A 26,079-nucleotide genomic window follows, 5' to 3' on the forward strand; every position below is an offset into this window, starting at 1 on the left:
TATCACAACATTATTGTCACAGTTTGCACGATTGCATTAACTTCGCAATGAAGGAGGTAAGCTTGTGGAAGCTAGCTTACCTATCTGTCTTTAACAGACTTAGCCCATTATTCTTAACGCAACATTAACAGCTTTAGGAGAGGGCATAATGTTATTTAGCAATTTTAGCTCATCACCTGTTGAAAAATTAGCCGAAAAAATCCACTTTGCAGGATTTGGGGCACCAAGCTCCTTTATCGGTGATGCCGTATTTAAAGGGGTGCAATTTTCCATTCTTTGGGGTCTTGCTATGTGGGCGCTACAGTGGAGTTACACTGGCCTTTCTTTTCAAGCCGCCATCGTCACAAGTATTGTGGTAGGTATGGCTACCGGTGTCTGGATGGCAGCCATCAATCGACGCTCCAAACAATCAACCGGTCTGCATAGAGTAGGGTATCAGCCATCACAGGCTCATTAGCCCCTAAATGGATAGGCGCTAACTTTTAGGTTTGCGTCTATCCTCATATTTCTCTGGCTCTTTGTATTCAAGAATTTCCACCGAGTCGCCAACCTTAATTTCCCCTTCGTTTTGTGCAACTAAGTTCACTCCGAATGTGACACCTTCTTTATTAACCAACCTGAACTTCGCAAGGGATTTTAGTGGCTCACCTTTGGGACTACGCTGAGCGGTAACTGGATCAAGAGTCGTAAAGATACAGCGAGTACAGGGTTTTTGATTTTCAAAAACCACGTCACCAATTCTGATGATTTTCCAGGTATCTTCTGCAAAGGGCTTTGAACCGCTTATGACAAGGTTTGGACGGAACCTTAACATTTCGATTTGATGTGCAGTCGTCTCATTTAATTCGTTTAACGAAGCCTCTGTTGTTAATAGAAAAGGGTAGCCATCGGCAAATGCAACAGGGTCTGTGCTGTCTTTTTTGGTATAACGAGCGGACTCTTCATCAAAGTATACAAGCTTAACTGGCTCCTCTAGGGCATCACTGAACCACTTATCTGCTTCATTAGTGGTACGCTTTGCATCCACTAGTGTTTCCCAAATATCTACGGTGAGTCGTTCGGAACTAAAGAGTGTCTCATCAAGGATAAGTGCCCCGCCGCACTGGTCACTTTCTACTAGTAAGCCTTGATTGGTTACTTTTGTTTTTATAAGGGACATATGTGGGTGGGTTCGTGCTGTGATAAATAACCCAGATTCGTCCACTAACATATAGCGTCGGTCATCTTTTAGCCCAGAAAAAAGTACTTTAGATTCCAATAATGGAATGTGATGGGTGGACTTAATCGGGTAGATATTAAGGTGTGATAAGTACAGAGACACCTGATGCTCCATTGCTAATAAGTTGGTTCTCGATCATACCAAAAAATAAAGGAGCCATTAGGCTCCTTTGATCATTATTTTTTAAACAGACTAAATGTAGTAAGAGGCCAACGGAGGGAAACCGTTAAACTCTACTGCACTGTATGTTGTGGTGTAAGCACCGGTAGACAGCCAATACAAACGATCACCGATGGCAAGGTTTAAAGGCAGACCATACTTGTAGTTTTCGTACATGATGTCGGCACTGTCACAAGTCGGGCCAGCAATAATGACTTCTTCAAGCTCACCAGTCTTTTCAACATGGATAGGGTATTTGATGGACTCATCTAAGGTTTCAATCAAACCAGAGAATTTACCCACGTCTGTGTATACCCATCGGTTAAGCGCTGTATGGGACTTGCGGGAAATCAATACGACTTCACTCACCAGAATGCCTGCGTTCGAGATCAATGAACGACCAGGCTCTAGGATAAGACGCGGCATTTTATCGCCAAAATCTTCTTCCAGGAATCGTGTGATTTCTTCTGCGTAGGTCGCCAGATCATTCGTGCGACTGATGTAATTTGCAGGGAAGCCACCACCCATATTAATCATTTCTAATTCGATACCATCTTCTTCTTTAAGACGTTCGAAAATCACTTTAACACTGGCGATTGCAGCATCCCATGCACCAATATCACGTTGTTGTGAACCTACGTGGAAAGACACACCGTAAGGTACTAGGCCTAGTTCTTTTGCGAGTATCAATAGATCCATTGCCATATCGGGACGGCAGCCGAATTTACGTGATAAAGGCCAGTCTGCAGAAACCGTACCTTCTGTCAGAATACGAACGTATACACGAGCGCCAGGTGCAGCCTTGGCGATGTTACGAAGATCCGCTTCGGAATCCGTTGCAAACATTCGTACGCCTTTCTCATAGAAATAGCGTACGTCTTTCGCTTTCTTAATGGTGTTACCAAAGCTTACTCGGTCTGGAGAAACACCACCAATGGCGAATAATTTGTCCAACTCATAACGAGAAGCAACATCAAAGTTCGAGCCACGGTCACGTAGCATAGTAAGAATCTCTGGTGCTGGGTTCGCCTTGATTGCATAGAACACATCTGCGCTTGGAAAGCCTTTGGTAAGCTCTGTGTAGGCGTCATTAATCATTGAAGTGTCAATGACAACGAAAGGCGTTTCTTTAGTATCCGCTAAAGATTTTAGTCGGTTGAATTGTTCTGGGGTGTAAAAAGAATGGACGTCTACAGACATGGCGCATTGCTCCTTTAATTTATAAACATAATCCGAAAAAATTACGCCTTTACCTCCCTCCATCCTACTTATGGCTGTTACTTATCCGGTACGAGACCTTAAGCGACTAGCGCAGCAGTTGAAGCGGTGCGGAATATGTTAGCAACGACGCGGGGCGAAATTTAAGGCGCATTGTTTTCTACGTCAAGAATTTTTTGCAGAAATTAATACAACAATAAAAAAGGCTCCGAAGAGCCTTTACTGTAACCCGTACTAATTTGATTTTCGATGGTTCTGGAAATGGAACAGGGCGGAGCCTGCAATCAAGGAAGCGACAAAGTAGAAACCTTCCATAGGGTTATTGGTTAAGGCTGTCAAACCAGGACCAGGGCAATAACCACTTAACCCCCAGCCAACACCAAACATAGCTGCCCCGAGCACAAGGTTTTTATCAATATCTCGTCTTGTTGGCACATACCATTTGTCTGCCAACCAAGGCTTTGAACGGCGATTGCGAATCACATACCCGATCATGCCGATTGCCACAGCTCCCCCCATGACAAATATTAACGATGGATTCCAGTCTCCAAAAATATCTAAAAAGCCAATAACGACTGTAGGGTTGGTCATTTCTGATACGGCCAAACCCAGCCCGAAGACTAAGCCAGTGGCAAAGGTGATTAATGCATACATGGATGTGTTCCTACTTAGTAACCAATACAGTTAAGATTGCAGTCGTCATAAATATAACTGTCGCAATGAGCGAGCGAGGGGATAGGCGCGAAATACCACACACCCCGTGGCCGCTAGTACAGCCACTACCAAGACGGGTACCGTAACCCACCAGAAGACCTGAGATAATCAACAAGATTGGGCTACGCATTTCTGGAAAAGGAACAGTTTGTTCCGTTAGCACTCCGTAAGCACTCCCACCGATAATAAGACCTAAAATGAACAAAAACGGTAAAAAACGATCTTTACTGAATAAGGCTTGAGCCAAAATCCCACTAATACCGACGACTTTTCCGATCAATAACAGGTAGGCAGCGGTCGTTAAGCCGATTATGATGCCTCCACTGAGAGGGCTTATAAAGGATTCCATTAGGTCACTCCAAATAAGTTAATTTATATAAGTATATTCTAATATATTTAAAAAAACAGCAGTTGTTACCCTTAATCAGTTTCACTTTCTAATTTTGTTTTAAGGGCAAATGGAGCCCATTGTCATGAAGCTCATATTTTTACTACCAAATAAGCCTTTATTGCCGCAAGGCGTAATGAATTATAGGGAGATGGATACAAAAGATCTTATTTCACTTAACGGTAATCATTGGCGCAAAATTCTCACAATTATTGCCAAGTTGACCACATTTCCCAGTGAGGATTGGCGTATAGTGAGAGATAACAAACTCTGGGATAGAGCAAAGCTCGTTTTCAATGCTCAACATTTAGCGTCTGAGTTAAATGAAAGCGAGGCTAAGATTGGGGCTTGGGTGTTCATTGTGGGTAAAACATTTAACGATGACTTTCCAATACCTGAAAATGCGAAGGTGCTTGGGGAGGCTCATGTCGCCAAGGCAGAAGGCAACCTGATCTGGAGCCCATATTTAGATTATCGACAATTCCCCAATGATTTAATTGACGAAATTGTCCAGCATTTAAGAGTACACACAGTTTTATGTTAAACGCTTTGAAAAAATTGTTTGCTAATGAGCAGGAGCACATCGAGCCAATCAGCTACCAGAAGGCTGTCACAGCGCTTTTGTTGGAAGTTATGATTGCCGATGATGAAATTCATCCAGATGAAGAGCGCAAGGCAAAAGACGCTATTCGTTCAGTGGGTGACCTCGGGGAAGACATTGATCAACTGTTTGATGAAGTAAAAGACGAGATACGGGATGCTACCGATGCTTACCAGTTCACTAAGGTGATTAATGCAACGGCCAGTATTGAGCAAAAGCTAGAACTTTTAAAATGTCTATGGCGTGTAGCCTTTGCAGATGGGGATTTAGATGCTTACGAAGACCACCGCATTCGTAAGATCAGTGAGCTTTTATTCATGCCTCATTCAGAATTTATCCAAACGAAACTGGCGGTTCAGAAAGAGCTTGGCATCTAGTCTGTTGCTAAAATAACCCAGCCAAATGAAAGGGTCATTTGGCTGGGTTAGCTGTCATTTATCGTGAGTTGATTCTTGATTGGCTTTGTTTTTAGCGGCGTGGCTCATGCCTTCATTCAGTCCAGCTTCCCTGTCTACTGCAGCTAATACACCACGTAAGATTCCCAGCTCTTGTTTTTCGGGTCTTGAACGATTGAAGAAGCGCTTCAATTTGTCTAATACCTTCCCAGGGTGATTACGCACCACAAAGTTGATGCCATACAGGGTCTCTTCTAGATGTTCGTAAAACAAATCCATTTCTTTTTTACGTGGGTATTCAGGGACGGCTTTCTCATGGATGGATTCATTTTGATGGGCCATCCAGATTTCATAAGCAACAATCTGAACCGCTTGTGAAATGTTGAGCACTGGGTATTCGTCATTCGCATCAATATAAACCTGACGATGGCACTGGGCAATTTCCTCATTGAGAAGTCCCATGGTTTCACGGCCAAAAAGGATCGCAATATTGTGGTCTTTCGCTTCAGGAATGACCGCTTCCGCACACTCTCGAGCATTCATAATCGGCAATTGAAACGTTCTATGTCGGGCACTTGTTCCAATCACCAAACTGCAATCACCAATGGCTTCTTCTAAAGTGCTCACAATTGTTGCGTTTTCAAGCAAATCAACTGCCCCAGCTGCACGGCTAGTTGCCTCTTCGGAAGGGTAGTCGTTCGGATCGACTAAATAAAGATTTGTTAATCCCATGTTTTTCATGGCACGGGCAATAGCACCAATATTTCCAGGGTGAAAGGTGTTGATTAGAACAATACGAACGTTACTGAGCATGAAGACGAAACTCGTGTACAGGGTAGTTAAGGATTAATTGGATTCCGTATAGTTAGGGTTTGCTCAGTACTGGCGAAGGTAACACTGTCCAGCAGTACACGGCTCCCGTCATTAAAAAGGAATCTTTGGCAAGCGGAATGATACAGGGATCCGGTTTCTAACACCAATCGATAACGCCCTCGGGGAATAAAGTTTGCCGCTAATGGCTGGCCACCTTGAAGGTATATTGAGAAGGGAGTCTGCCCATCCAATGATTCAAAGATTAGTTTAGAAGCTTGAGGAAGTTGGTTAAGAATGCGAAGGCGACTATTGCCCGCGGCTTCGCCAATAACAGCACCATGACTCGGAGCTAATCCCGGTTGACCGACACAGCCTGTGTTAACGGCATTTTCCACAGATCCAAAGCCAAACAATTCGGCTTTAGCCCACCCAGTGGAGTTGCCAAAAGATAGAGTAAGCCAATCGCCTTCAGCTTTCATGACCTCTACATTAGTCATGGATGGGATATAGTCTTTAATTTCGGAAGCGACGCTGGGTTCAGTAAAAAGGCGAGCTTCGGACAAACTGTAATTAGTGCCTGAACGATACTGGGGATACAGGCCGCTAATATAGTCATTATTTGGTGAATCAAATACCGTGTTCTGCAGGCTATTCCAATAGTTAGACGTGTAAATTCCCCCCACAAAAACAACTAAGTAACTGCAAGCGACAAAGGCTGCTTTGGCTGCTTGGAGGCGAAATGATTTAATGTTGGGCTTTTGGTCATTGGACTGAGCTTCTGAGCTGTAACCAGGCTGAGAGGCTTGTTGATAGGCGCTAAATACGTCATCAAAAGAAGGCTCACTGCCCATGTTGTCTGTTGTTTCCGTGTAATCCTGGTGACGCTTATTGGCATCAGCTTTACGCATTTCTTCATACAAGGCTTTCATGCGTCGTTCATGGAGCGTATTACGGGCTGAATTCAAGGCTTCTTCGCGAGCTCTATCTTGTTGTGCATTATTCCGCTTCATTTCTTGGTAAGCGCGCTGCTGTTGTTTTACATAGGCTTCTTGCTTGGCGTCACTTTTGAACTCATAGGTAGTGCCAGGACTAGCACTTGGTTTTGCCTGTTCCGTAAATGAGTAGGGTTGCCAGGATTGATCACTGGAGCGTTTAATAGCTTGCAGAACATTTTGGTAAGCATCATGTATGCGTTGAAAATGTTCAGTGGTATCTCGATCAGGGTTTTTATCTGGATGATACCGGCGCGCAAGACGACGATATGCCGCTTTGGCTTCTTGTTCCGTTGCGTTAGTAGAGAGTTCTAAAACATTAAAATCGTCGATGAGGCTCATAGTCGTCTATTACATCCATTTAATCGCATTATGCCTGATTTCATTCGTATAACAATGTTAGTCGCGGGGAGCGCTTGATTTCGCTGTAGGTTTTGCCACTATAGTGGCTTTATTTTCATGCAAGGTTTTTTTTATGACCCAATCGCTTACGCATTTGGATGCGAAAGGCAACGCTCATATGGTTGATGTGAGTGATAAAGCTATCACCAAACGAACAGCCATTGCACGATCCTTGGTGGTAATGTCTCCCACAACTCTGACCAAGATAATAGAAGGTGGGCTACCGAAAGGGGATGTGTTGGCGACTGTGCGAATTGCTGGTATCCAAGCAGCTAAAAAAACCTCCGATTTAATTCCTTTGTGCCATCCGTTAATGCTTAGCAAGGTGGAAGTTGAGATAAATGTTCTGGATACCGAGTCTATTGAGATTCTCTGCCGCTGCTCCTTAAGTGGTAAAACAGGAGTGGAAATGGAGGCCCTAACAGGTGCAAGTGTTGCTGCTTTAACCTTATACGATATGTGTAAAGCCGTTGATAAAGGCATCGTTATCAAGGACACCAAGTTACTAGAAAAACAGGGTGGTAAATCTGGTTCATGGAGTAGTGATGACAACCATTAATGTTGTGTTTTTTGGTGCTTTAAAAGAGTCGGTCGGTCGATCTGAGCTTGCCTTTGAATTATCACAAGATATGACGGTGCAAGCCTTACGGGAAATACTCGCAAAACAATTATCCAATACGGCTCTACTGGATGATCACATTAAAGCCTCTATAAACTTCGAATTTGCACGTATGACGGATGTGGTTTCTCTAGAGACGGCTAATGAGGTCGCATTTTTCCCTCCGGTCACGGGAGGATAATTATGAACATATTTGTTCAAGTTGATGATTTTAATGTTCAGACGCTTTATGACGAATTGTGCGTTGCAAATCAAACTGGCGCAGTGGCTATGTTTGTTGGCCGTGTGCGTCAATTTAGCCCAGAACCGGAAGCCTCATCCTTTTTCTTAGAACATTATCCTGGGATGACTGAGCGTAATATTCAGCAAATCCTGACAGAGGCTGAACAACGTTGGCCACTTCTTGATGTAACCGTGGTGCATCGTATTGGGCAATTATCAGTAAATGATCAAATTGTTTTTGTTGGGGTAGCAGCCGCCCACAGGAGTGAAGCGTTTGCCGCTTGCGACTTCATCATGGATTATCTCAAAAGTCGTGCTGCCTTTTGGAAAAAAGAAACGACGGCACAAGGCTCACGTTGGGTCGATGCTAAGTTAGAAGATGAAACATCCTTAGACCGCTGGCGTTAATTTACTAGTGGGGGCGTAGAGTTTTCTTTCGGCCGCTGGCGTGTCTCTCACGATATTCGGTATCAATATAACGGTCTGTCGTGGCCATACTTGCATGGCCAGCGTCTTCACGAACGTGTTCTTTGGGGCGTACTTTTACGTCTTCTGAAATCCCAGTGTGGCGCAACCAGTGTACTGTTGCTACCCGCAAATCATCAGCATCTGATTTAAGACCATCATCACACATCCGATAATAAGCTTGATCAAAACAATGTTGCACAATGTTGCGAACTTGGCGGGAGCTGGTCATGGCTCCTTGTCCTCGGTTCTTTGGTATCAGGGCGGTAGGCTCAGCAACGGTAGGGAGGTCAGGAAGTTGTCGAAAACGTCGATACCGTTTTAAAGCGGTAAGCATTTCATCTGAGACGCTGACTAATCGTTCTTTGTTCCCCTTTGAGAGCACCTTAAACCACCAGTTTCCGTCCGTGTCCTTGATAAAATCCCCCATTATTGGCGCTGAACGCTCATCAGCCACTAATTCTGAGATTCGTAAATACATCCCAAGGAGGGCGTTCATGATGAATAAGGTGCGTTCATGCATGGCTGGGTCTTCTTCGGCCATCAGTTCCGCAGTTTCGATAACATAATCCCATTGTAAGTTGGAAATACGACGAACTTGGCGACGAGTGACTTCTTTTTTTACGAATTTACTTTTTTGCCTGATGAGAGCGACAGGGTTTTGCTGCACAGCTTCTTCTTGCATCAAAAACCCATAATAAGAGGACAGAATTGAAAAGGTCGCCCTAATCGCTGCCTGTGAAAGGCTATAGTGCTGTGACAAAGGGGTTTGCCCATTGCGAAAGTCGATTTTTGATACATGGGCAACAAAGGGACGCCATTCATCATTCGGGACACGTTCCCCCATATGATTTTTAAAGCGTGCAACGTTTTTAGTACCAATCCAAGCTTCTGGTGGGGTATTGCAAAAGTGTATGAACTCTTCGATTTGATCTCGCTTTAATTCAAGAGCAGGGGTCTCTTTTTCATACCAGGACCATAGTAGCAAACGTTCTACTTCGCGACGGTAAGAATTGAATGTGGCTTGTGAGCCGTTATAGCTATAGATAAAGCATAACGCGAGCTGTAAGTCTCTAACGAACTGATCTTCTTTGAGAAGTGACACACCATCCTTCAAGCCTTGAAGAATTAAGGGGAATTGGGTAAACGGATTCGCCAAATGCTCTAGGTTGTCTATCAAGGGCAAGGGTGTCTTCATTACAAAATCTCTAGCGTAGTGATGCCAGTGTTAGCCAGCTGTATCGCCTATTCTACCTGTTTTGCAGGACTTATCAGCTTTTTAGATAAAGGATCATCGAAGTTATCGATTTCAAATAAGAAAGCTAATTTTGTTTTTTTATCTGTTACGGCTTTATAAGAAGGACTAGAAATTCATATTTGGAATATTTACGAGTCAGCTGACCGTCTAATTGCATATCAATATGCCTGCAAACCTATGCGCTCATGATTATTATTTACAACTTAGGCTGGAAAAAGAATAGCGAAAGCGTTTTATCCACTTTTGATACCGAAATCGCCAAATTAAGGGTGTTTGAGTGGGTTATTGGAAGAAGTTTGAAACGCATTTTTAGACTCTTTTTTTTAGCAAAAACGCGGCTAATATTACTGACATCGAAGCGCGAAACACATTCGCTCAACAATATGAATCAAACCTTTTAGGAGGTTCCAAATGAAAAAGATCACAACACTAGCTGCTTCTGTTTTGGCTGTCTCAGCACTATCTACGTCAGCTTTTGCTAACACCTTCACTGATTACCGTGAGGCTCGTGCAGGTTATCAAGCGCTTTCAAATCAACTTGAAACCATGGGTTACCAAGCTGATGAAGTTAATCTAGATGGCGCTAACACTTTTGGTCAGAAAGAATCTGTTTACCTTGAGAAAACAGGTGAGCTACAAGCTGAATACAACAAACTAAACGCGTCATATTAATCGACAGTCGTTTTATTTAACCAGATTTAGAATTTAAGAATTTAGAGGTATTTATTATGAAATTTAAAACTCCAGCACTTATCGCCGCTCTTGCTGTTGCAGCCACTAGCTCTTTTGCCGCATCAGATAACATTCATGATGATTTGATGGCTGCTAAAGCCGATGTAAAAGCCTTGTCTGCTCAACTTGAAACAATGGGTGTTGATGTGGACAGCACTGTCGACTTTAATGGTCCTGTTACTTTCACTCAGCAAGAAGCAGCATACTCTGAAAAAGCAGCTGAGCTACAGTCTCAATTAGAAACCATTCGCACAGCGAACTAATTGATAGACTGATATTAATAGAAAAAGCCCGCATAGATTACTGTGCGGGCTTTTTTGTTGGTCATGATCTCTCAGTCAAACATCTTAATGACTGATCTGCTCAAATAGAGAGAAGTAAGTCGGGAATGTTTTAGAGGTACATCCTGGATCATTAATCGTCACAGGCGTATTTGAAAACGCAACGAGAGAAAAACACATGGCAATGCGGTGATCATTATAGGTGTCGATCTCTGCATGTTTCAGATCAAGCGTACTATTAGGAGTGACCTTTATAAAGTCTTCGCCTTCTACCACTTCTACGCCGAGTTTTTTAAGTTCAGTCGCCATTGCGTATAAACGATCTGTTTCTTTTACCCGCCAGTTGTAGATATTGCGAATAGTGGTAGGTCCCTTAGCAAAGAGTGCTGTGGTCGCAATGGTCATGGCTGCATCAGGAATATGGTTCATATCCATATCGATGCCATTCAATTCGCCCCGTTCAGATTCTATCCAAGTAGGGCCGTAGGTGATTTTCGCTCCCATTTTAGCGAGCACCTCAGCAAATTTAACATCTCCTTGTACACTCTCTGAGCCAACCCCATGTACTTTAATCTTACCTCCCGCAATGGCGGCGGCAGCCAAAAAGTAAGAAGCGGATGAGGCGTCACCTTCAACCATAATTTCGCCAGGTGATTGGTAAGTTTGATTGCCTTTAATCACAAATGCTTGGTAGTTCTGGTTCTCAACTTCCACCCCAAACTGCTTCATAGCATGTAGAGTGATATCAATGTAGGGCTTAGAAACGAGTTCTCCATCCACTTTGATGGTCAGATCAGATGTTGCCAAAGGGGCGCTCATCAACAAAGCAGTAAGAAATTGGCTAGAAATATTTCCCTTAATGGAAACTTCACCGCCAGGTAGGCCGTTAGCTTTTATAAGAAGAGGAGGGTAATTAACATTTTCCTCATAGGAAATAGCGACGCCTAATGCCTGCAACGAATCAACAAGGTCACCAATTGGGCGCTCATGCATGCGCGGTTCACCATGTAGGCGGTAGGAACCTGTGCCTAAACACAATGCCGCTGTGAGAGGGCGCATAGCCGTGCCAGCATTTCCCAAAAATAGGTCAGCATCTTCAACGTGTAATGGACCGCCGTTACCTTCAAGAATACAAGTGGTGCCTTCGTCTTCAAGAGTGTAACGCACACCCATTTTCGTGAGGGCACTTAGCATATGACGAATGTCGTCACTGTCTAAAAGATTGGTGATTTTAGTTGTGCCTTTCGCAAGTGTCGCAAGTAGCAAAATTCGGTTAGATAGACTTTTTGACCCAGGAATTTGAATCTCCCCGTTAGCGGAGTTTAGGGGGCCTAATGTAATGGCTTTCATAGGAGGGTTCCGTTCTGTCGCATGTGGCATTTAATGCGCGTTTTGTCATTTTATTACAAGTACCCCGTAAGATACTTTTTGTCGCTTTGAACTTCAACAATTTTGGCGGGTATTTCCCCCTGTGTCCCATGTAATAAAAGCTTTGACAGCGTGTTCAAGGGTTGTAATTACGTAAAGAATGGTAAGCAGTAGATTCAATTAAAGACAGGGGGCTTATAGTATTGATTTATCTTCTTAAAGTTGAACACGGAGCATCTAATGATTTATCAGAATTCTTGGGGAAAAATGATTCTTTCTGTTGCTGTTGTATCAGCCTCATCTTATGCAATGGCTCTGGACAAACCGGATGGCAGAGTAGTGTTGACTGTGCAAGGAAAAATTTCTCAATCGAATATTGATTCCACTGCGCAATTTGATCGCGAAATGTTGATGGCTTTAGGGGAAATGACCAGTGTCACTAGCACCCCTTGGACGGAAGGTGTCAATACTTTCACTGGTCCTCAACTGTCTGCTCTTTTAGACGCTGTTGGTGCTGAGGGTGACACCCTTACCATTACCGCACTGAATGATTATAGTGCCAAGATGCCGGTCGCGGACGCATACGACAGAGGCGTTCTTATGGCCATGACCATGAACGGGGAGAGAATGTCAGTACGAGATAAAGGGCCAATCTTTATGCTGTACCCATTCGATCAAGATCCTTCTCTAAATAATGAAGTTATTCATAACCGCTCTGTTTGGCAGGTTAAGTCCATTACTGTTGAGTAAGCCTAAACATGCAATATGATGACATGGATATGGGTCTTGTATGAGAACGATTTTTAAAACACGTGCGGGTAAGGTAATTGCCACCCTAGTTCCAGCCGCAGCCATGTTTTTGATCGTTGTAGTGTTGTTGTACCTACAGATTGTAGAACGTCAACAAGATCTATTATCCGCTGCAGAAGAAGATGCTCTGTGGGCTTCTTACCAGCTTGATAGAGAAGCTCTAAAATTACGAAACGCTGTGCGACTTTGGGAAGACAGTGCCACTGATCTTGACCGTATGGAAGAAGCGCAGCTACGTTTTGATATTCTCTACAGTCGTCTTAATGTTGTATCTGAAGGTCAGCTAAAAGACTTGTTTAACCAACTTCCTAATGCGGAAGAACGCCGCAGAGAGTTACGTCAGCGACTAAATGCTATCGATAGCCGCTTATTCTCTGGCAATGTTGGCCCATCAGATCTGGACTTTATTTCTGAGCATGTCAACGCATTGCTCAGCACAACAGAGCAGGTTGTGCTTGATGCTTTAGCGAGACGTTCGGCGGATAAAGTGGATGCGCGCAATGACATGATGCGTTTATTCAGCTATTTAGGGGTATTAGTTGCACTCCTCACTACCACTATGGTGGTTATAATTGTGATGCTGGTGCGTCAAGTCAAAATCAGCTTAATGTCCTATAAGCGCACAAAAGCATTAGCAAATGAGCTACAAGAAACGGCGTTGGCAGCGCAAGCGGCAACGAAAGCTAAGTCTGACTTTTTGGCCACCATGAGTCATGAGATTCGCACTCCGATGAACGCTATCATAGGTATGTCTCATTTGGCGTTGGATACGGAATTACATCCAAAACAGCGAAACTATCTAAATAAAATTCAAAATTCTGCAAATAATCTATTGTTGATCATCAACGACATATTGGATTTTTCCAAAGTTGAGGCTGGCAAGTTACAACTCGAATATGCCCCTTTTAATCTCGATGAAGTTTTAGAGTACGTTTACGAAATCTGCCGCTCAGGTTCTGATTCTAAGGGGTTGGATTTAATCGTTGAGCGGGATTTTGAACTACAGAATCAGCTGATAGGGGATGTCACTCGTATTAAGCAGATTTTGGTAAATATCCTCGGCAATGCGGTGAAATTCACTCATTTTGGACAGGTGATACTGGAAGTAAAACGTGAAGGGGATAGTTTACAATTTGTTATTAGTGACACTGGCATTGGCATCGAGTCCGAAAACGATATTTTTGATGGTTTTAGTCAAGCTGACACCAGTACAACGCGTATATACGGTGGTACAGGTCTTGGCCTGGGGATCTCCAAACGTTTAGTGAATCTAATGGGAGGAGACATCTCTTTTGAGAGTAAAGTTGGTGAAGGCACCGTCTTTTATGTCTCTCTACCTTTGCAACCTGAAAGTAATCGTCCCTCTATAAAGGAATTCCCACTCTTGGTTCTAACCCAAGATAATATTGCTGCTGAACACCTGGCCCGTTTAAATTTGTCCTTTCAACATATTGGAAAGGGTGAAAAGGTGAGTGATACGTCTGTACTGATCGTTAGCGATGATTTGTCCGACCTATTGTCAGATGATGAGGCTGGGGCATTACACTCATCATTTTGCGGTCGCGTGATCATTGTCGGACATAATTTACGTGTGGAGCTGCAATTTCCTTGGGAACAATTAGCCTTAATAACCCCTAAAAAATTAGAGCAAACCATCGATAAACTTCGCACAAAAGGCGCTAACACCGATGTGGAGAGCGCCCTGCCTTTGGCCTTGTTTCACGAGTGCGATAGCTTGCTTGGTAAAAAGATATTGTTAGCGGAAGACAACATTGTAAACAGCGAGATTGCCACCGCTTTACTGGAAAAGCTAGGCGTGGAGGTATTAGCTGTAGAAAACGGTAAGGCCGCCGTTGAAGAAGCGCAAAAACATTCATTTGATCTGATCTTAATGGATGTGCAAATGCCTATTATGGATGGTTACCAAGCGACTCAAGGAATTATCCAAGCACTCGGCGAAGATCATCCACCGATTCTTGCTTTAACTGCAGGCGCGTTAGATACAGACCGTGAACATGCCTTATCAGCAGGTATGAGTGATTTCTTGACCAAACCTCTTGACCCTTTATTGCTACTTAACAAATTAGAACATTGGTTAGTTGGAGAGTCTGTTAATAACGTGATTCCTATGAATCAATCCATGACTGCTAAAGCCTTTTCCCCAGAGCTAGGCTTGTATCGCTTTGGTGGAGATGATCATCAATATCACGAAGTATTAGAGAGGTTTCTTGTTCTATTGCAACCCTACACAGGAGAGCATGAAGACACCATTCCAACAACATCTTATGAGTTACACAGTATTAAAGGCGCGGCGGCTAATATCGGTGGCGAGAGTTTCGCTAGGGAGATTGCCGCATTAGAGTTGTTGATCAGTGAAAATCACGCGGCACAAGAACAGCGCATACAGGTTAACCGTATAGTCGACGCGGCGATTGAGTTGAAAGCCCTTGTTACAAGGTACTTAAAAATAGATTTAATCGAGGACCAATCGGCAACTGCTCAGTTGTCTCCGACAGACAAAGACTTAACAGAAGAATTTATTGAGCGTGTATCGAGACTTAAAGAAAGCCTAGAGATCGGAGAGGCTGATGTAGATGATCAGATCTCTGAGATCATTGAGTTGTATGGCCCTGATCATAACGAAAACTTATTAGAAATCCAGAAACTTATTCATAATTATGACTATGATTTAGCTATTGATCGTTTGAGGGCCCATTGTAAGTCCGCGTGAGCGTGTCCTTGCAACCCTAATAATAGCTTTTGACCGTGTCAGAACTCCAAAGACATAGGAGTGTTGGAGTCATGTTTGATCTTGATTATATGAATGATGCTTTATTAGCCTATGAGTCTAATTTAGCGCCTAAAAGCGTGCTTGTTGTCGATGACATGGCCGATAACATAGATATTTTAAAAGGTATCCTAAAAAAACATTACGATGTTCGTATCGCCAAGAGTGGTGCGATGGCGCTCAAAAGCATTGAAGCGAAGGTACCCGATCTGGTCCTGCTGGATATTATGATGCCGGGCATGAATGGCTACGAAGTTTGCCGTAAGATCAAAAACAATCCGATGACGGCCCATGTCCCTGTGATCTTTATTACCGCCATGACGTCAGTTGATGATGAACGTAAAGGCTTTGAAGTAGGCGCAGTTGACTTCATAACCAAGCCTATTACCCCTTTAACCACATTAGCCCGTGTCGCTAATCACATAGCCCTCTCGGAACAAGATAAGCGTAACAAACTTATTATTAAGCAGCGTACCTCACAGCTAGAAGAGTCGTTAGTCGCAGCGGTAAAAATGCTAAGTGAAGCGGGTACCTATAATGATGAAGATACCGGCTCTCATATGTGGCGCATGGCGGATTACTGTGCCTTGTTGGCACGCAAGGTCGGCTTTGATGCAGAACAAGTGGAGAGAATACGTTTAGCAGCCCCCATGCACGACACTGGGAAGATTGGTATTCCAGACAATATTCTAAAAGCTCCTAGAAAACTTACGCCTGAAGAATGGGAAGTCATGCAACAACACCCAACAATTGGGGCGAAAATTCTGGGGAATAGCCAGTCACCCTTGTTTCAAATGGCGGCTGAAATTGCATTAGCGCACCATGAACGCTGGGATGGCAGTGGTTATCCTAACGGCTTAGCAGGTGAAGACATTCCACTGACAGCTAGGATTGTTGCCCTTGCAGATGTATTTGATGCATTGACTATGGAAAGGCCTTATAAAAAAGCCTGGCCTATTAAAGATGCCTATCAATACATACGAGATAATGCCGGATCACATTTTGATCCGAACTTAGTTGAAATGTTCATCGTTCAAGACGAAGAGATTAGAGCCATTAAAGCGGAGTGGGAATTGAAGGGTGATCAATGATCACCCACAACATTTCTTGAATTTCTTACCAGAACCACATGAACATGGATCGTTTCGACCAATACGAGATTCTTGTGGCACAACATGAGGTGTGTTGCCCTGAACTTCGTGTTCCCCTGCAATGTAATACCAGGTTCCCTTGTCCTTTTTGAAAAGCGAGCGCTCAGTTAACTTTCCGGTGTTTTTCCCTTCCTTAAAATGAGCACTAAAAGCGACTAAGCCAGTCTTATCCTTTTCACCACCATCTTGAACCTCGGTAATCGTGAGCTTGGTCCATTTGGTGGTGCCATTACTGTCTTCTATGGCATCTGTGGTTTGCTCTGGGTCAGAGTCTAATTTTTGCGTTGCTGCAATATAGTCAAACTTATTCAGAGCAAAAGCAGAATAACGGGAGCGCATGAGAGCTTCTGCGGTAGGCGCAGTGCCAGGATTATTGTGGTACATTCCACAACACATTTCGTATGGGGCTGCTGAGCCACATGGGCATTGAGCTGGCGTCGACATCATTACTCCTTCATCGCCAAGTTCTTGTCTAGATGCGTATAATACTGATTTTAAACGAAGCGAACAGGAATTATTTGTGAGTAACAGTGCGACCACCTCGTTTTTTTGGTACGACTTTGAAACTACGGGAGTCGATCCCGCTAAAGACCGACCGATGCAGTTTGCGGGGATTCGTACAGATTTAGATTTTAACCCCATTGGCGAACCTATCATGCTTTACTGCAAGTTGGCCGATGACGTATTACCTCATCCTGATGCCTGTCTTTTAACAGGGATCACTCCCCAAGATGCTAACCGTGAAGGGCTTAATGAGTCAGAGTTCATGGGACTCATCGAAAAAGAATTAGCCACTCCCGGGACCTGTGCGCTGGGGTACAACACCTTAAGATTTGACGATGAAGTTGTTCGCCATAGTTTCTACCGAAACTTTATCGACCCTTACGCAAGAGAATGGCAAAACGCTTGTTCCCGCTGGGATATTATTGATTTGGTAAGGATGACCTATGCCATGCGACCAGAAGGTATTAAATGGCCCAAAAAAGAAGATGGCACTTATTCTTTTAAACTTGAAGATCTCACCGTGGCAAATGGCATCATGCATGAACAGGCCCATGATGCACTCTCGGATGTTCATGGCACGATTGCCCTAGCTAAGCTGATCAAGGAAACGCAGCCCAAACTCTTTGATTATTACTTCTCAATGCGTGATAAGGCGTCCTTGCAACAATTTATCGATCCTATTCGGATGAAACCTTTCCTGCATATTTCTGGCATGTTTGGCCAAGAGCGTAAATTCTCAGCATTTGTCGTGCCGGTGGCTCCACATCCCACCAATAAGAATGGCATCATCGTTTACGATTTGATGGCTGATGCGCAGCCTTTAATCGATCTATCTGTAGATGAGATTCGTGAGCGAGTTTTTACTCGTAAAGAAGCGTTAGGGGATGGGGTAGAGCGGTTGCCTTTGAAAGTGCTTCATATAAACAAATGCCCTGCCGTTGCCCCAGCGACGTTTTTAAAAGACGAATCGGTTGTTTCTCGTCTTGGATTAGATGGTGATATTTGTCGCGGAAATTTAGCCAAGATTAAACAGTCATCTGGCTTAGCTGCAAAACTCACTCAGGTATTTATGCAAGAACATGAGCGCATCGATAAAGATCCAGATCTCATGCTTTACAGTGGTGGTTTCTTTTCTAGGGATGACAAACTGAGAATGGAAGAAATCAGACAGACACCAAGTGATATTTTAGGCGAGTTAGAAATGACATTTGATGATCGTCGACTGCCTGAAATGTTTACCCGTTATCTTGCTAGAAACTATCCAGAGCAAATGAATGGTGAGCAGCGCGAAGAATGGGAAGAATATCGACGTATTAGATTACTCGAGAAGGACGGCAGTGGCTCCATTAACATGGAGCAATATTTTGCCCGTTTAAATGAGCTCGCTATGGACGAGTCATTACCTGATAGCAAACGCATTATGCTCCAGGATTTGGCCGACTATGCACAGAGTATTTATCCATATTAATTAGGATGTTCATGGCAGGAGAGTCACATTGATGAACGAAGGAAAAGGAATACATTGGCTGGTAGGATTTGCTGCCTTTATATTGATCATTGCGGGGCTTAAAGCCGCTTCGCAAATCATTGTGCCGTTTATGTTGTCGGTATTTATCGCCATTATTTGTACACCATTACTCGGCACACTTAAGCAGTATCGAGTGCCAACTTGGGCGTCCATCATCATTATCGTCTTACTTATTATGACGAGTTTAAGCTTTGTTGGCTTATTGGTAGGTGCTTCATTAGAAGATTTCACTAAGCAACTCCCTATGTACAAAGAGCGCTTTGGCAAAGAAATGTCGGCCTTATTCAATCAGTTAAATGGTTTTGGGTTGAATATTTCTTATCAGCAAATACGTGGCTACATGGATCCTTCTTCATTGATGTCAATGTTCACCAACACCTTATCCAGCCTTGGCAGTGTTTTGACGAATATGTTCCTAGTGATCATGACCGTTGTGTTTATCTTATTTGAAGCGGCTGAAATACCCAAAAAACTAGCTTACGCACTGGACGATGCAGACGGTTCTATGGAAAAGGTAAATCGATTCATTGACACGGTTAACCGCTATTTAATGCTTAAAACCTTGGTAAGTATTGGTACAGGTTTGATCATAGGCATTTGGTTATGGATTTTAGGGGTAGACTTCCCATTGCTTTGGGGTGTTTGCGCCTTCCTGTTAAATTTTGTGCCAAACATTGGTTCCATCATTGCGGCGGTGCCTGCCGTCTTTCTCGCGTTTGTGCAATTGGGAAGTGCCTATGCTGGTCTCACTGCGCTGGGCTTTTTAGTAGTAAACCTAGTAATGGGTAACTTTGTAGAGCCTAAGTTCATGGGGCGTGGGGTAGGGTTATCACCCTTAGTGGTGTTCTTATCTTTGATTCTATGGGGATGGGTCTTTGGTCCAGTGGGTATGCTTTTATCCATTCCATTGACTATCATTATTAAAATCGCCTTAGAAGCAAACCCAAGAATGCGTTGGTTAGCTATTATGATTGACTCGAAAGCGCACCAGTAGAAAAAGGAAACATTGGTTATATTCGTGAATTTAGCATTTTCTACTAGCTAAATTCACGTTATTGCACTAAAATGCGCGATTGATTTCTCGGTGCACTTATGCACGTCTCCCATCCTATTTAAAGGTTACCATCTACATGTCTGACGCTGATATTCAGCCTACTTTTGATTCTTTGGGTTTAGCCGCCCCAGTCCTTAAAGCGGTTAGTGAACTAGGTTATGAACAACCTTCTGCCATTCAAGCGCAAAGTATTCCATTTTTGTTAGAAGGGCATGACCTTCTTGGTCAAGCGCAGACAGGTACGGGTAAGACAGCCGCATTCGCGTTGCCATTGTTATCTCGTATTGACGTGGCAAACAAAACACCACAATTATTGGTGTTGGCGCCAACACGTGAGTTGGCCATTCAAGTATCAGAAGCATTCCAGAGCTATGCTCGCCATATTCCGGATTTTCACGTGCTACCCATTTATGGTGGTATGTCCTATGACTCACAACTACGTCAGCTAAAACGTGGCGCACAAGTTGTTGTCGGTACACCTGGTCGTGTTATGGACCATATTCGTCGTCGTACTTTGCAGCTTGATGGCTTGCAGGCACTGGTTCTTGATGAAGCAGATGAAATGCTTCGCATGGGCTTCATTGACGATGTTGAGTGGATTCTTGAGCACACCCCTAAATCTCGTCAGATCGCATTGTTCTCTGCGACCATGCCGAGTGTGATCCGTAAGGTTGCTCAACAACATTTGAACAACCCGAAAGAAGTTAAGATTCAAACCAAAACTTCGACTGCCACGACTATTTCTCAGAAATACTGGCAGGTGAGTGGTCTTCATAAGCTAGATGCCTTAACCCGTATTCTAGAAATGAACGAACACGACGGTATGATCATCTTTGTGCGCACTAAAGCCGCAACGGTTGAGCTAGCTGAAAAGCTAACAGCCCGTGGTCATGCCTGTGAAGCCTTAAACGGTGACATCAGCCAAAACTTACGTGAGCGTACAGTTGATCGCATTAAGAAGGGTCAAATTGACATCCTTGTTGCGACAGATGTTGTAGCACGTGGTTTGGACGTAGATCGAGTGAGCCACGTTGTAAACTACGACATTCCATACGATACAGAATCTTACGTACACCGTATTGGTCGTACTGGCCGTGCCGGTCGTACTGGTACTGCGATTCTATTTGTAGGACACCGCGAACGTCGTATGCTGCAACAAATTGAGCGCGCAACACGTCAAACGATCGAGCGCATGCAGCTTCCGACCGCCTCTGACATCAACGCTCAGCGTATCTCTCGCTTCAAACAGCGCATCACAGATACGATGGACAATGAAGATCTTGATTTCTTTATCGAGCTGGTTGAAAGCTACCAAAAAGATAATGAAGTCGATCCGATAAAAGCCGCCGCTGCGTTGGCGTTTATGGCTCAAGGCAAAACGCCTCTTATCTTGAAAGAGATCGAATTTAAACCTCGTGAGCGCCAAGAACGCCCTGATCGAGGTGATCGTGCACCGCGTAAACCACGTAACCTTTCTAAAGAAGCGATGCCTCTTAAAGACAATCCGTCTGTTGAGATGACTCGTTACTTGCTTAAAGTCGGTTACCGTGACGGTGTTAAGCCAGGCAACATCGTAGGCGCCATTGCTAACGAAGCGGACATCGATAGCAAATTGATTGGTCATATTGAGATCTTTGAAGATTTCGCAACGGTCGATTTACCTTCAGATATGAGCAAGCAGGTGATTGGTAAACTTGCGAAAACTCGTATTTGTGGTCAACGCTCAGACATCACTGAGCTGGAAAAAGCTGACGATGCTACCTTTGATCGCCCAGCCCCAGCGCCTCGTCGTCGATCACATAATGGCGGCAATGATCGTGGTGATCGTAAGCCAAGAGCCTTTAACAAAGATCGTAAGCCACGCCCAAGATCTAAGTAAGTATAAGTTCTATAAAGCCGAGCCTAGCTCGGCTTTTATTTGTTTAAAAAAAATTGATAAACGCTTCATGTCTTTATCTTACTAGGAAGCACCTAATGAGGCTCCTTGCGTTATTGATCTTGCCAGAGCATTAATAAGGTAACCTTTGACTGCTTTCGTTCGATGATTAACCACATGTAGCGCTTTTGTCTAAGCTATAAATCATGGTTCAGGCCCGTTGTAAGACCATGTTTTTAGCAGTTTTAGTTCCCTTTATCACAGATAAAAAGCAGGTTTTGAAATGGATCAAATCACTATTATTCGCCCTGATGACTGGCACCTTCATTTCCGCGATGGCGAGATGCTTAAAGAAACTGTGCCTGCCACAGCCCGTTGCTTTGGCCGCGCAATTGTTATGCCTAACCTAGTTCCACCTGTCATAAACGCAGAGGGTGTTATCGCATACCGTCAACGTATTGAAGCAGCGATCCCCGCGGATGTGGACTTTACGCCACTTATGACCATCTATTTAACGGATAAGACCACAGCTGAGGACATTCGCGCTGCGAAAGAGGCTGGTGCTGTCGCAGCTAAAATGTATCCTGCTGGTGCCACCACTAACTCAGATTCTGGTGTAAGTTCTTTAGAAACGCTTTATCCGGTGTTTGAAGCCTTAGCAGATGCAGGAATGCTATTGCTAATTCATGGCGAAGTGACGCAAAAACATATTGATATTTTTGATCGTGAGAAAGCCTTTATTGATCAACACCTAGTTAAGATTGTAGAGCGCGTTCCTACTCTTAAAGTAGTGTTTGAGCACATTACTACGAAAGATGCTGCTGATTTCGTTGCCGAAGCCCGTGATGGCGTTGCGGCAACCATCACACCTCAGCATCTAATGCTGAACCGTAATGACTTACTGGATGGTGGCGTTCGTCCGCACAACTACTGTCTACCAGTACTTAAGCGCTCAACACATCAAGAAGCTCTACGTGCTGCGGTCCAGACAGGTAATCCTAAATTCTTCTTAGGAACAGATTCAGCTCCTCACGCTAAACATCGTAAAGAGTCTAGCTGTGGTTGTGCTGGTTGTTACAGTGCTTGGTCTGCTATTGAGCTGTACACACAAGTATTTGAAGATCTTAATGCTCTGGACAAGCTTGAGGGCTTTGCAAGCTTACATGGTGCGGATTTCTATGGATTACCACGCAACAAGGAAACCATTACCTTGGTCCGTGAATCTTGGACGGTTCCAGAATCTATCATGTTGCCTACTGGCGAGCCGATTGTTCCTTTTCATGCCGGTCAAGAAGTGAATTGGAAGCTTAAAGTTTAAGTCGTCAGCACATTATTGATACGAGATAACTTTATAAAAAGGGCACCACGGGGTGTCCTTTTTTGTTGCTTTCAATGATAGTCAAATCACAGTGAGAGAATGGAATGCTGTGCACAGTGTGGCAGCATAATTGAAATATGATGTCACAGTTTGGAAAAAGAAGTTAACTCATCGGCAGGATAACGCAGTTTAAGTCACTGGTTGTTATAATTTGTTCAGTAAATTGATTTTGTATCTAGGTAAAATCATGAGTAAATATGCCATCAAAACCCTCTTTATTGTCTTACCTTTTATTAGCTTAACAGTCAGTGCAGACAGTCAGGTAAGTGTGGTTGCGCAAAATGATTTGCTTGATATCTATACAACTACTTCCGAAGATTACACTGACCGTTATGCCCATTCCGAAGTGTCAGAGCCAAGTACATTTAACGCGGATAGTTTAAAAAGCAAAACCCTTAAAAATTTTGAACAAGATGGTTCGTTTTTTAAACTGACTGACTTCAATTCCCTTAATACCACTTTTTAAATAAAGCTGTCCCATTTCCTCTTATGTGGGACAGACGCTATTTCCTTTTTTTCTAGCCAATTTGAGTTATCCCATGACATGTATGCGGGTTATTCTAATGGGAATGTTTCTTAATGAAGGAGATAAGCGGTGCCTTTTCGTACTATTTTCCCAGCCTGTGTGTTGGCCTATGCGTTCACTTCCAATATGGCTTTTGCTGATACGATAAATGTAGCAGTGGCTTCTAACTTTACGGCACCCGCAAAAGTCATTGCAGCTAATTTTGAAGGTCAAACTGGCCATGAAGTTGAACTGTCTTTTGGTTCATCTGGAAAGTTCTATGCTCAAATTTCAAATGGTGCACCGTTTGAAGTCTTCCTTTCTGCAGATCAAGCGAAACCAGAAGCTTTGATTAAAGAGGATCTTGCATTAGCAGAATCACGCTTCACTTACGCAGAGGGACAACTCGCACTTTGGTCAGCGGATCCCGAAAAAGTAGATCCTTTAGGTAAAATACTCGATGAAGATGACTTTAACCGTTTAGCCATGGCGAACCCTAAGTTAGCACCCTATGGCTTAGCGGCATTACAAACCCTGGAAACCCTAGAGTTGGTAGACAAAACGCAAACTAAATGGGTGACAGGTAATAACATCGCCCAGACCTTCCAATATGTAGACACGTCAAATGCTGATATTGGCTTTGTTGCCTTGTCACAGATCACCCAGAACAATAAGATTACCCATGGCTCAGTATGGATCATTCCTGACGAATTCTATCTACCCATTCGCCAAGACGCTGTACTGATGAAAAGTGCTGAACGTAACGCCGCAGCACAAGAATTTTTAGATTACTTAAAGTCGGATGAGGCGCACCAGGTGATTCAATCATACGGCTACAAAATACAATAATGGACACTCAGTGTACTTATCAGAATCAGACTTAGCCGCTATTTGGCTGACAATAAAGCTTGCCACAACGGTTACGATTCTATTGCTATGTCTAGCCACCCCGATTGCTTGGTGGCTAGCACGCACTGGCTCCAAACTGAAAGCACCAATTGCCGCAATACTGTCCTTGCCCCTTATCTTACCCCCTACGGTGCTCGGTTTTTACTTACTGATTTCCATGGGGCCACACGGATTCATAGGCCAAACAACACAGTTTTTAGGTATTGGGTTACTGCCTTTTACCTTTTCAGGGTTGGTTATTGCTTCTGTCATTTATTCGCTACCCTTTGCAGTCTATCCCATTCAAAACGCCATAGAGAAACTAGGGGAGCGCCCCTTGGAAGTTGCAGCGACGTTAGGTGCAGGCCCTTGGGATCGTTTCTTCACAGTGGTGTTACCCTTAATTAAACCCGGTCTATTTACTGCTGCTGTATTAAGTTTTGCCCATACAGTCGGTGAATTTGGCGTGGTGTTGATGATTGGAGGCAATATTCCAGAAGAAACCCGTGTGGTTGCGGTACAAATGTATGATCACGTTGAAGCGCTAGAATATGCAGAAGCTCATACTTTAGCCGCGTTAATGCTTGGGTTTTCTTTTGTAGTCTTGCTGCTCCTTTATGGTACGAAAAGCACTAAAGCAATGTCCCATGGAGCATACTAATGGAAAAGGCTAAAACCCTGTCGTTAGATATTACCCTGAAACGAAAAGAAGACTTTAAACTGCAAATTGCAATGCAGCTCCCTTTATCTGGAATCACTGGGATTATGGGGGTATCAGGTTCTGGTAAAACCACGTTATTACGGGTGATTGCAGGCTTGGAAGTTGACGCTGTAGGAAGCCTCTCCATAGGCGATGTTAAGTGGCTCACAGATAATCATCATGTGCCAGTTCATGAAAGGGCGGTTGGCTATGTCTTTCAAGAGGCCAGTTTGTTTCCGCATCTCACAGTGCAACAGAATCTGGATTATGCCTTAAAGCGCGCGGTGTCTAAGTCCACAGAAAGTGAGCAAGCTCATCTAGCTCAGGTTTTAGGTATCGAACATTTATTATCTCGCATGCCCCATGAGCTTTCTGGGGGAGAAAAGCAAAGGGTGGCCATTGCTCGAGCTATTTTTAGACGTCCTCGTTTATTATTAATGGATGAACCCTTAGCAGCCCTCGATAGCCAAAGAAAACAGGAAGTTCTGCCGTACATAGAGAAACTCACTCGAGAGATTCAGATTCCCATATTATATGTGAGCCATTCTATAGAAGAAGTGGCTCGTATTTCCGATCGTGTCGTGTATTTAGAGAATGGCAATATCAGTGCAATAGGGGAACCTAATAACATACTGGCGCGTCTTGGCCCCGAAGCTTCTGAATTAGGAGGAATGGGTACTGCCGTTGCTGGAGAAGTAATGGAAGAACTGTCTGCATGGCAGCTCACTAGAGTCAACACCCCGCTGGGTGATCTCATTGTCCCAAATTTGAGTGCATCCAAGGGAAGCACTGTTAAGCTATTTATTAAAGCGAATCAAGTAAGCCTTAGCTTAACTGCCATGTCAGATTCAAGTGCGTTAAATAGCTTCAAAGGCCGTATTTCGAACATCGTAACAAATGAATCTTCTGCCCTTGCAACCGTTACCATTGATATTAATGGCATTGAGCTTGTATCAAGTATCACCCGATTATCTGTACATAATCTGGCTTTAACAAACGGAATGACGGTCTGGGCAACCATCAAGTCAGCGCCCCTTGTTCGCTAGCTCAG

The 26,079-nt window shown here is 43.7% G+C and carries 28 protein-coding genes; 19 read left to right on the forward strand and 9 right to left on the reverse strand.

Features of this window, described 5'->3' with window-relative positions:
• The first annotated feature begins 148 nt into the window (after nucleotides 1-148).
• The gene (locus ACZ5DR_RS14305) at nucleotides 149-457 is read left to right on the forward strand and encodes a DUF6404 family protein (RefSeq protein WP_377367370.1); all 309 of its coding nucleotides are present in this window, start codon (nucleotides 149-151) and stop codon (nucleotides 455-457) included.
• An 18-nt stretch (nucleotides 458-475) separates the two neighbouring features.
• On the opposite strand, the gene ACZ5DR_RS14310 is transcribed toward ACZ5DR_RS14305, so the two are convergent.
• From ACZ5DR_RS14310 to ACZ5DR_RS14325, 4 genes are all read right to left on the reverse strand, one after another.
• Nucleotides 476-1,321 (reverse strand): MOSC domain-containing protein, encoded by an 846-nt coding sequence (locus ACZ5DR_RS14310; protein ID WP_377367372.1) that lies wholly within the window; start codon nucleotides 1,319-1,321, stop codon nucleotides 476-478.
• Between the two features lie 90 nt (nucleotides 1,322-1,411).
• A complete protein-coding gene (locus ACZ5DR_RS14315; protein WP_377367374.1) occupies nucleotides 1,412-2,578 on the reverse strand; it encodes a type III PLP-dependent enzyme in 1,167 nt (388 codons plus the stop codon).
• Between the two features lie 252 nt (nucleotides 2,579-2,830).
• Complete coding sequence (locus ACZ5DR_RS14320; protein WP_377367376.1) at nucleotides 2,831-3,250, reverse strand: DUF6691 family protein; 420 nt, start codon at nucleotides 3,248-3,250, stop codon at nucleotides 2,831-2,833.
• A gap of 10 nt (nucleotides 3,251-3,260) precedes the next feature.
• Entirely contained in the window at nucleotides 3,261-3,659 is a 399-nt protein-coding gene (locus tag ACZ5DR_RS14325) for a YeeE/YedE family protein (protein WP_377367377.1), read from the reverse strand.
• A gap of 124 nt (nucleotides 3,660-3,783) precedes the next feature.
• Between ACZ5DR_RS14325 and ACZ5DR_RS14330 the strand changes: the two genes are divergently transcribed.
• Nucleotides 3,784-4,242, forward strand: a complete 459-nt coding sequence (locus ACZ5DR_RS14330; RefSeq protein ID WP_377367379.1) for a DUF6942 family protein — start codon at nucleotides 3,784-3,786, stop codon at nucleotides 4,240-4,242.
• Complete coding sequence (locus tag ACZ5DR_RS14335; protein ID WP_464543716.1) at nucleotides 4,236-4,676, forward strand: tellurite resistance TerB family protein; 441 nt, start codon at nucleotides 4,236-4,238, stop codon at nucleotides 4,674-4,676. The genes ACZ5DR_RS14330 and ACZ5DR_RS14335 overlap by 7 nt, the downstream gene beginning before the upstream one ends.
• 54 nt (nucleotides 4,677-4,730) lie before the next feature.
• On the opposite strand, the gene trmJ is transcribed toward ACZ5DR_RS14335, so the two are convergent.
• The gene (trmJ, locus tag ACZ5DR_RS14340) at nucleotides 4,731-5,507 is read right to left on the reverse strand and encodes a tRNA (cytosine(32)/uridine(32)-2'-O)-methyltransferase TrmJ (RefSeq protein ID WP_377367383.1); all 777 of its coding nucleotides are present in this window, start codon (nucleotides 5,505-5,507) and stop codon (nucleotides 4,731-4,733) included.
• Between the two features lie 26 nt (nucleotides 5,508-5,533).
• Nucleotides 5,534-6,841: a J domain-containing protein gene (locus tag ACZ5DR_RS14345; RefSeq protein ID WP_377367386.1), complete on the reverse strand. Its 1,308-nt coding sequence runs from the start codon at nucleotides 6,839-6,841 to the stop codon at nucleotides 5,534-5,536.
• A 133-nt stretch (nucleotides 6,842-6,974) separates the two neighbouring features.
• Between ACZ5DR_RS14345 and moaC the strand changes: the two genes are divergently transcribed.
• The 3 genes from moaC to ACZ5DR_RS14360 are packed head-to-tail and all read left to right on the forward strand — an operon-like array spanning nucleotide 6,975 to nucleotide 8,150.
• Nucleotides 6,975-7,460, forward strand: coding sequence for a cyclic pyranopterin monophosphate synthase MoaC (gene moaC, locus ACZ5DR_RS14350; protein WP_377367388.1), 486 nt, complete (start codon nucleotides 6,975-6,977; stop codon nucleotides 7,458-7,460).
• Nucleotides 7,447-7,701, forward strand: coding sequence for a MoaD/ThiS family protein (locus tag ACZ5DR_RS14355; RefSeq protein ID WP_377367390.1), 255 nt, complete (start codon nucleotides 7,447-7,449; stop codon nucleotides 7,699-7,701). Before moaC ends, ACZ5DR_RS14355 begins: the two co-directional genes overlap by 14 nt.
• A 2-nt stretch (nucleotides 7,702-7,703) precedes the next feature.
• A complete protein-coding gene (locus tag ACZ5DR_RS14360) occupies nucleotides 7,704-8,150 on the forward strand; it encodes a molybdenum cofactor biosynthesis protein MoaE (protein ID WP_377367392.1) in 447 nt (148 codons plus the stop codon).
• 4 nt (nucleotides 8,151-8,154) lie between these two features.
• Here the strand turns inward: ACZ5DR_RS14360 and ACZ5DR_RS14365 are convergent, their stop codons facing one another.
• The gene (locus ACZ5DR_RS14365; RefSeq protein ID WP_377367394.1) at nucleotides 8,155-9,405 is read right to left on the reverse strand and encodes a tyrosine-type recombinase/integrase; all 1,251 of its coding nucleotides are present in this window, start codon (nucleotides 9,403-9,405) and stop codon (nucleotides 8,155-8,157) included.
• A 471-nt stretch (nucleotides 9,406-9,876) separates the two neighbouring features.
• On the opposite strand from ACZ5DR_RS14365, the gene ACZ5DR_RS14370 reads away from it, so the two are divergent.
• Both ACZ5DR_RS14370 and ACZ5DR_RS14375 read left to right on the forward strand, forming a co-directional pair.
• A complete protein-coding gene (locus tag ACZ5DR_RS14370) occupies nucleotides 9,877-10,137 on the forward strand; it encodes a hypothetical protein (protein WP_377367396.1) in 261 nt (86 codons plus the stop codon).
• A gap of 56 nt (nucleotides 10,138-10,193) precedes the next feature.
• Nucleotides 10,194-10,460, forward strand: a complete 267-nt coding sequence (locus tag ACZ5DR_RS14375; RefSeq protein WP_377367398.1) for a hypothetical protein — start codon at nucleotides 10,194-10,196, stop codon at nucleotides 10,458-10,460.
• Nucleotides 10,461-10,544: 84 nt separating this feature from the next.
• Here the strand turns inward: ACZ5DR_RS14375 and aroA are convergent, their stop codons facing one another.
• Complete coding sequence (gene aroA / locus ACZ5DR_RS14380) at nucleotides 10,545-11,828, reverse strand: 3-phosphoshikimate 1-carboxyvinyltransferase (RefSeq protein ID WP_377367400.1); 1,284 nt, start codon at nucleotides 11,826-11,828, stop codon at nucleotides 10,545-10,547.
• 258 nt (nucleotides 11,829-12,086) lie between these two features.
• On the opposite strand from aroA, the gene ACZ5DR_RS14385 reads away from it, so the two are divergent.
• The 3 genes from ACZ5DR_RS14385 (at nucleotide 12,087) to ACZ5DR_RS14395 (ending at nucleotide 16,535) form a co-directional block, all read left to right on the forward strand.
• Nucleotides 12,087-12,596, forward strand: a complete 510-nt coding sequence (locus ACZ5DR_RS14385; protein WP_377367402.1) for a putative pterin-binding protein — start codon at nucleotides 12,087-12,089, stop codon at nucleotides 12,594-12,596.
• A 40-nt stretch (nucleotides 12,597-12,636) separates the two neighbouring features.
• A complete protein-coding gene (locus tag ACZ5DR_RS14390; protein WP_377367404.1) occupies nucleotides 12,637-15,387 on the forward strand; it encodes an ATP-binding protein in 2,751 nt (916 codons plus the stop codon).
• Nucleotides 15,388-15,458: 71 nt separating this feature from the next.
• Nucleotides 15,459-16,535 (forward strand): HD domain-containing phosphohydrolase, encoded by a 1,077-nt coding sequence (locus ACZ5DR_RS14395; RefSeq protein WP_377367406.1) that lies wholly within the window; start codon nucleotides 15,459-15,461, stop codon nucleotides 16,533-16,535.
• On the opposite strand, the gene ACZ5DR_RS14400 is transcribed toward ACZ5DR_RS14395, so the two are convergent.
• Nucleotides 16,536-17,042 carry a YchJ family protein gene (locus ACZ5DR_RS14400; RefSeq protein ID WP_377367408.1) on the reverse strand — a complete coding sequence of 169 codons (507 nt, stop codon included), beginning with the start codon at nucleotides 17,040-17,042 and terminating at the stop codon, nucleotides 16,536-16,538.
• A 73-nt stretch (nucleotides 17,043-17,115) separates the two neighbouring features.
• Between ACZ5DR_RS14400 and sbcB the strand changes: the two genes are divergently transcribed.
• The 8 genes from sbcB (at nucleotide 17,116) to modC (ending at nucleotide 26,074) form a co-directional block, all read left to right on the forward strand.
• A complete protein-coding gene (sbcB, locus tag ACZ5DR_RS14405; RefSeq protein ID WP_377367410.1) occupies nucleotides 17,116-18,567 on the forward strand; it encodes an exodeoxyribonuclease I in 1,452 nt (483 codons plus the stop codon).
• Nucleotides 18,568-18,598: 31 nt separating this feature from the next.
• Nucleotides 18,599-19,621 carry an AI-2E family transporter gene (locus ACZ5DR_RS14410; RefSeq protein WP_377367412.1) on the forward strand — a complete coding sequence of 341 codons (1,023 nt, stop codon included), beginning with the start codon at nucleotides 18,599-18,601 and terminating at the stop codon, nucleotides 19,619-19,621.
• A gap of 136 nt (nucleotides 19,622-19,757) precedes the next feature.
• Entirely contained in the window at nucleotides 19,758-21,560 is a 1,803-nt protein-coding gene (locus ACZ5DR_RS14415) for a DEAD/DEAH box helicase (RefSeq protein WP_377367414.1), read from the forward strand.
• A 280-nt stretch (nucleotides 21,561-21,840) separates the two neighbouring features.
• On the forward strand, nucleotides 21,841-22,875 hold the full coding sequence (gene pyrC, locus ACZ5DR_RS14420; protein WP_377367416.1) for a dihydroorotase: 1,035 nt from the start codon (nucleotides 21,841-21,843) through the stop codon (nucleotides 22,873-22,875).
• A gap of 247 nt (nucleotides 22,876-23,122) precedes the next feature.
• Entirely contained in the window at nucleotides 23,123-23,401 is a 279-nt protein-coding gene (locus ACZ5DR_RS14425) for a hypothetical protein (protein WP_377367418.1), read from the forward strand.
• Nucleotides 23,402-23,530: 129 nt separating this feature from the next.
• Nucleotides 23,531-24,289: a molybdate ABC transporter substrate-binding protein gene (gene modA, locus ACZ5DR_RS14430; protein WP_377367420.1), complete on the forward strand. Its 759-nt coding sequence runs from the start codon at nucleotides 23,531-23,533 to the stop codon at nucleotides 24,287-24,289.
• 10 nt (nucleotides 24,290-24,299) lie between these two features.
• Complete coding sequence (gene modB / locus ACZ5DR_RS14435) at nucleotides 24,300-24,989, forward strand: molybdate ABC transporter permease subunit (RefSeq protein WP_377367421.1); 690 nt, start codon at nucleotides 24,300-24,302, stop codon at nucleotides 24,987-24,989.
• The gene (modC, locus tag ACZ5DR_RS14440; RefSeq protein ID WP_377367423.1) at nucleotides 24,989-26,074 is read left to right on the forward strand and encodes a molybdenum ABC transporter ATP-binding protein; all 1,086 of its coding nucleotides are present in this window, start codon (nucleotides 24,989-24,991) and stop codon (nucleotides 26,072-26,074) included. Before modB ends, modC begins: the two co-directional genes overlap by 1 nt.
• Nucleotides 26,075-26,079: the final 5 nt, after the last annotated feature.

The organism is Marinomonas vaga (assembly GCF_055388305.1).

Bases quoted from the DNA above. Each gene is read 5' to 3' on its own strand.
- ACZ5DR_RS14315 (WP_377367374.1), bottom strand. From the start codon at position 2,578: ATGTCTGTAGACGTCCATTCTTTTTACACCCCAGAACAATTCAACCGA.
- ACZ5DR_RS14425 (WP_377367418.1), top strand. From the start codon at position 23,123: ATGAGTAAATATGCCATCAAAACCCTCTTTATTGTCTTACCTTTTATT.
- ACZ5DR_RS14390 (WP_377367404.1), top strand. From the start codon at position 12,637: ATGAGAACGATTTTTAAAACACGTGCGGGTAAGGTAATTGCCACCCTA.
- ACZ5DR_RS14335 (WP_464543716.1), top strand. From the start codon at position 4,236: ATGTTAAACGCTTTGAAAAAATTGTTTGCTAATGAGCAGGAGCACATC.
- ACZ5DR_RS14365 (WP_377367394.1), bottom strand. From the start codon at position 9,405: ATGAAGACACCCTTGCCCTTGATAGACAACCTAGAGCATTTGGCGAAT.
- ACZ5DR_RS14320 (WP_377367376.1), bottom strand. From the start codon at position 3,250: ATGTATGCATTAATCACCTTTGCCACTGGCTTAGTCTTCGGGCTGGGT.
- trmJ (WP_377367383.1), bottom strand. From the start codon at position 5,507: ATGCTCAGTAACGTTCGTATTGTTCTAATCAACACCTTTCACCCTGGA.
- pyrC (WP_377367416.1), top strand. From the start codon at position 21,841: ATGGATCAAATCACTATTATTCGCCCTGATGACTGGCACCTTCATTTC.
- aroA (WP_377367400.1), bottom strand. From the start codon at position 11,828: ATGAAAGCCATTACATTAGGCCCCCTAAACTCCGCTAACGGGGAGATT.
- ACZ5DR_RS14305 (WP_377367370.1), top strand. From the start codon at position 149: ATGTTATTTAGCAATTTTAGCTCATCACCTGTTGAAAAATTAGCCGAA.
- moaC (WP_377367388.1), top strand. From the start codon at position 6,975: ATGACCCAATCGCTTACGCATTTGGATGCGAAAGGCAACGCTCATATG.
- ACZ5DR_RS14400 (WP_377367408.1), bottom strand. From the start codon at position 17,042: ATGATGTCGACGCCAGCTCAATGCCCATGTGGCTCAGCAGCCCCATAC.
- ACZ5DR_RS14370 (WP_377367396.1), top strand. From the start codon at position 9,877: ATGAAAAAGATCACAACACTAGCTGCTTCTGTTTTGGCTGTCTCAGCA.
- ACZ5DR_RS14330 (WP_377367379.1), top strand. From the start codon at position 3,784: ATGAAGCTCATATTTTTACTACCAAATAAGCCTTTATTGCCGCAAGGC.
- ACZ5DR_RS14360 (WP_377367392.1), top strand. From the start codon at position 7,704: ATGAACATATTTGTTCAAGTTGATGATTTTAATGTTCAGACGCTTTAT.
- ACZ5DR_RS14345 (WP_377367386.1), bottom strand. From the start codon at position 6,841: ATGAGCCTCATCGACGATTTTAATGTTTTAGAACTCTCTACTAACGCA.
- ACZ5DR_RS14415 (WP_377367414.1), top strand. From the start codon at position 19,758: ATGTCTGACGCTGATATTCAGCCTACTTTTGATTCTTTGGGTTTAGCC.
- ACZ5DR_RS14410 (WP_377367412.1), top strand. From the start codon at position 18,599: ATGAACGAAGGAAAAGGAATACATTGGCTGGTAGGATTTGCTGCCTTT.
- ACZ5DR_RS14325 (WP_377367377.1), bottom strand. From the start codon at position 3,659: ATGGAATCCTTTATAAGCCCTCTCAGTGGAGGCATCATAATCGGCTTA.
- ACZ5DR_RS14375 (WP_377367398.1), top strand. From the start codon at position 10,194: ATGAAATTTAAAACTCCAGCACTTATCGCCGCTCTTGCTGTTGCAGCC.
- modC (WP_377367423.1), top strand. From the start codon at position 24,989: ATGGAAAAGGCTAAAACCCTGTCGTTAGATATTACCCTGAAACGAAAA.
- ACZ5DR_RS14395 (WP_377367406.1), top strand. From the start codon at position 15,459: ATGTTTGATCTTGATTATATGAATGATGCTTTATTAGCCTATGAGTCT.
- ACZ5DR_RS14385 (WP_377367402.1), top strand. From the start codon at position 12,087: ATGATTTATCAGAATTCTTGGGGAAAAATGATTCTTTCTGTTGCTGTT.
- ACZ5DR_RS14355 (WP_377367390.1), top strand. From the start codon at position 7,447: ATGACAACCATTAATGTTGTGTTTTTTGGTGCTTTAAAAGAGTCGGTC.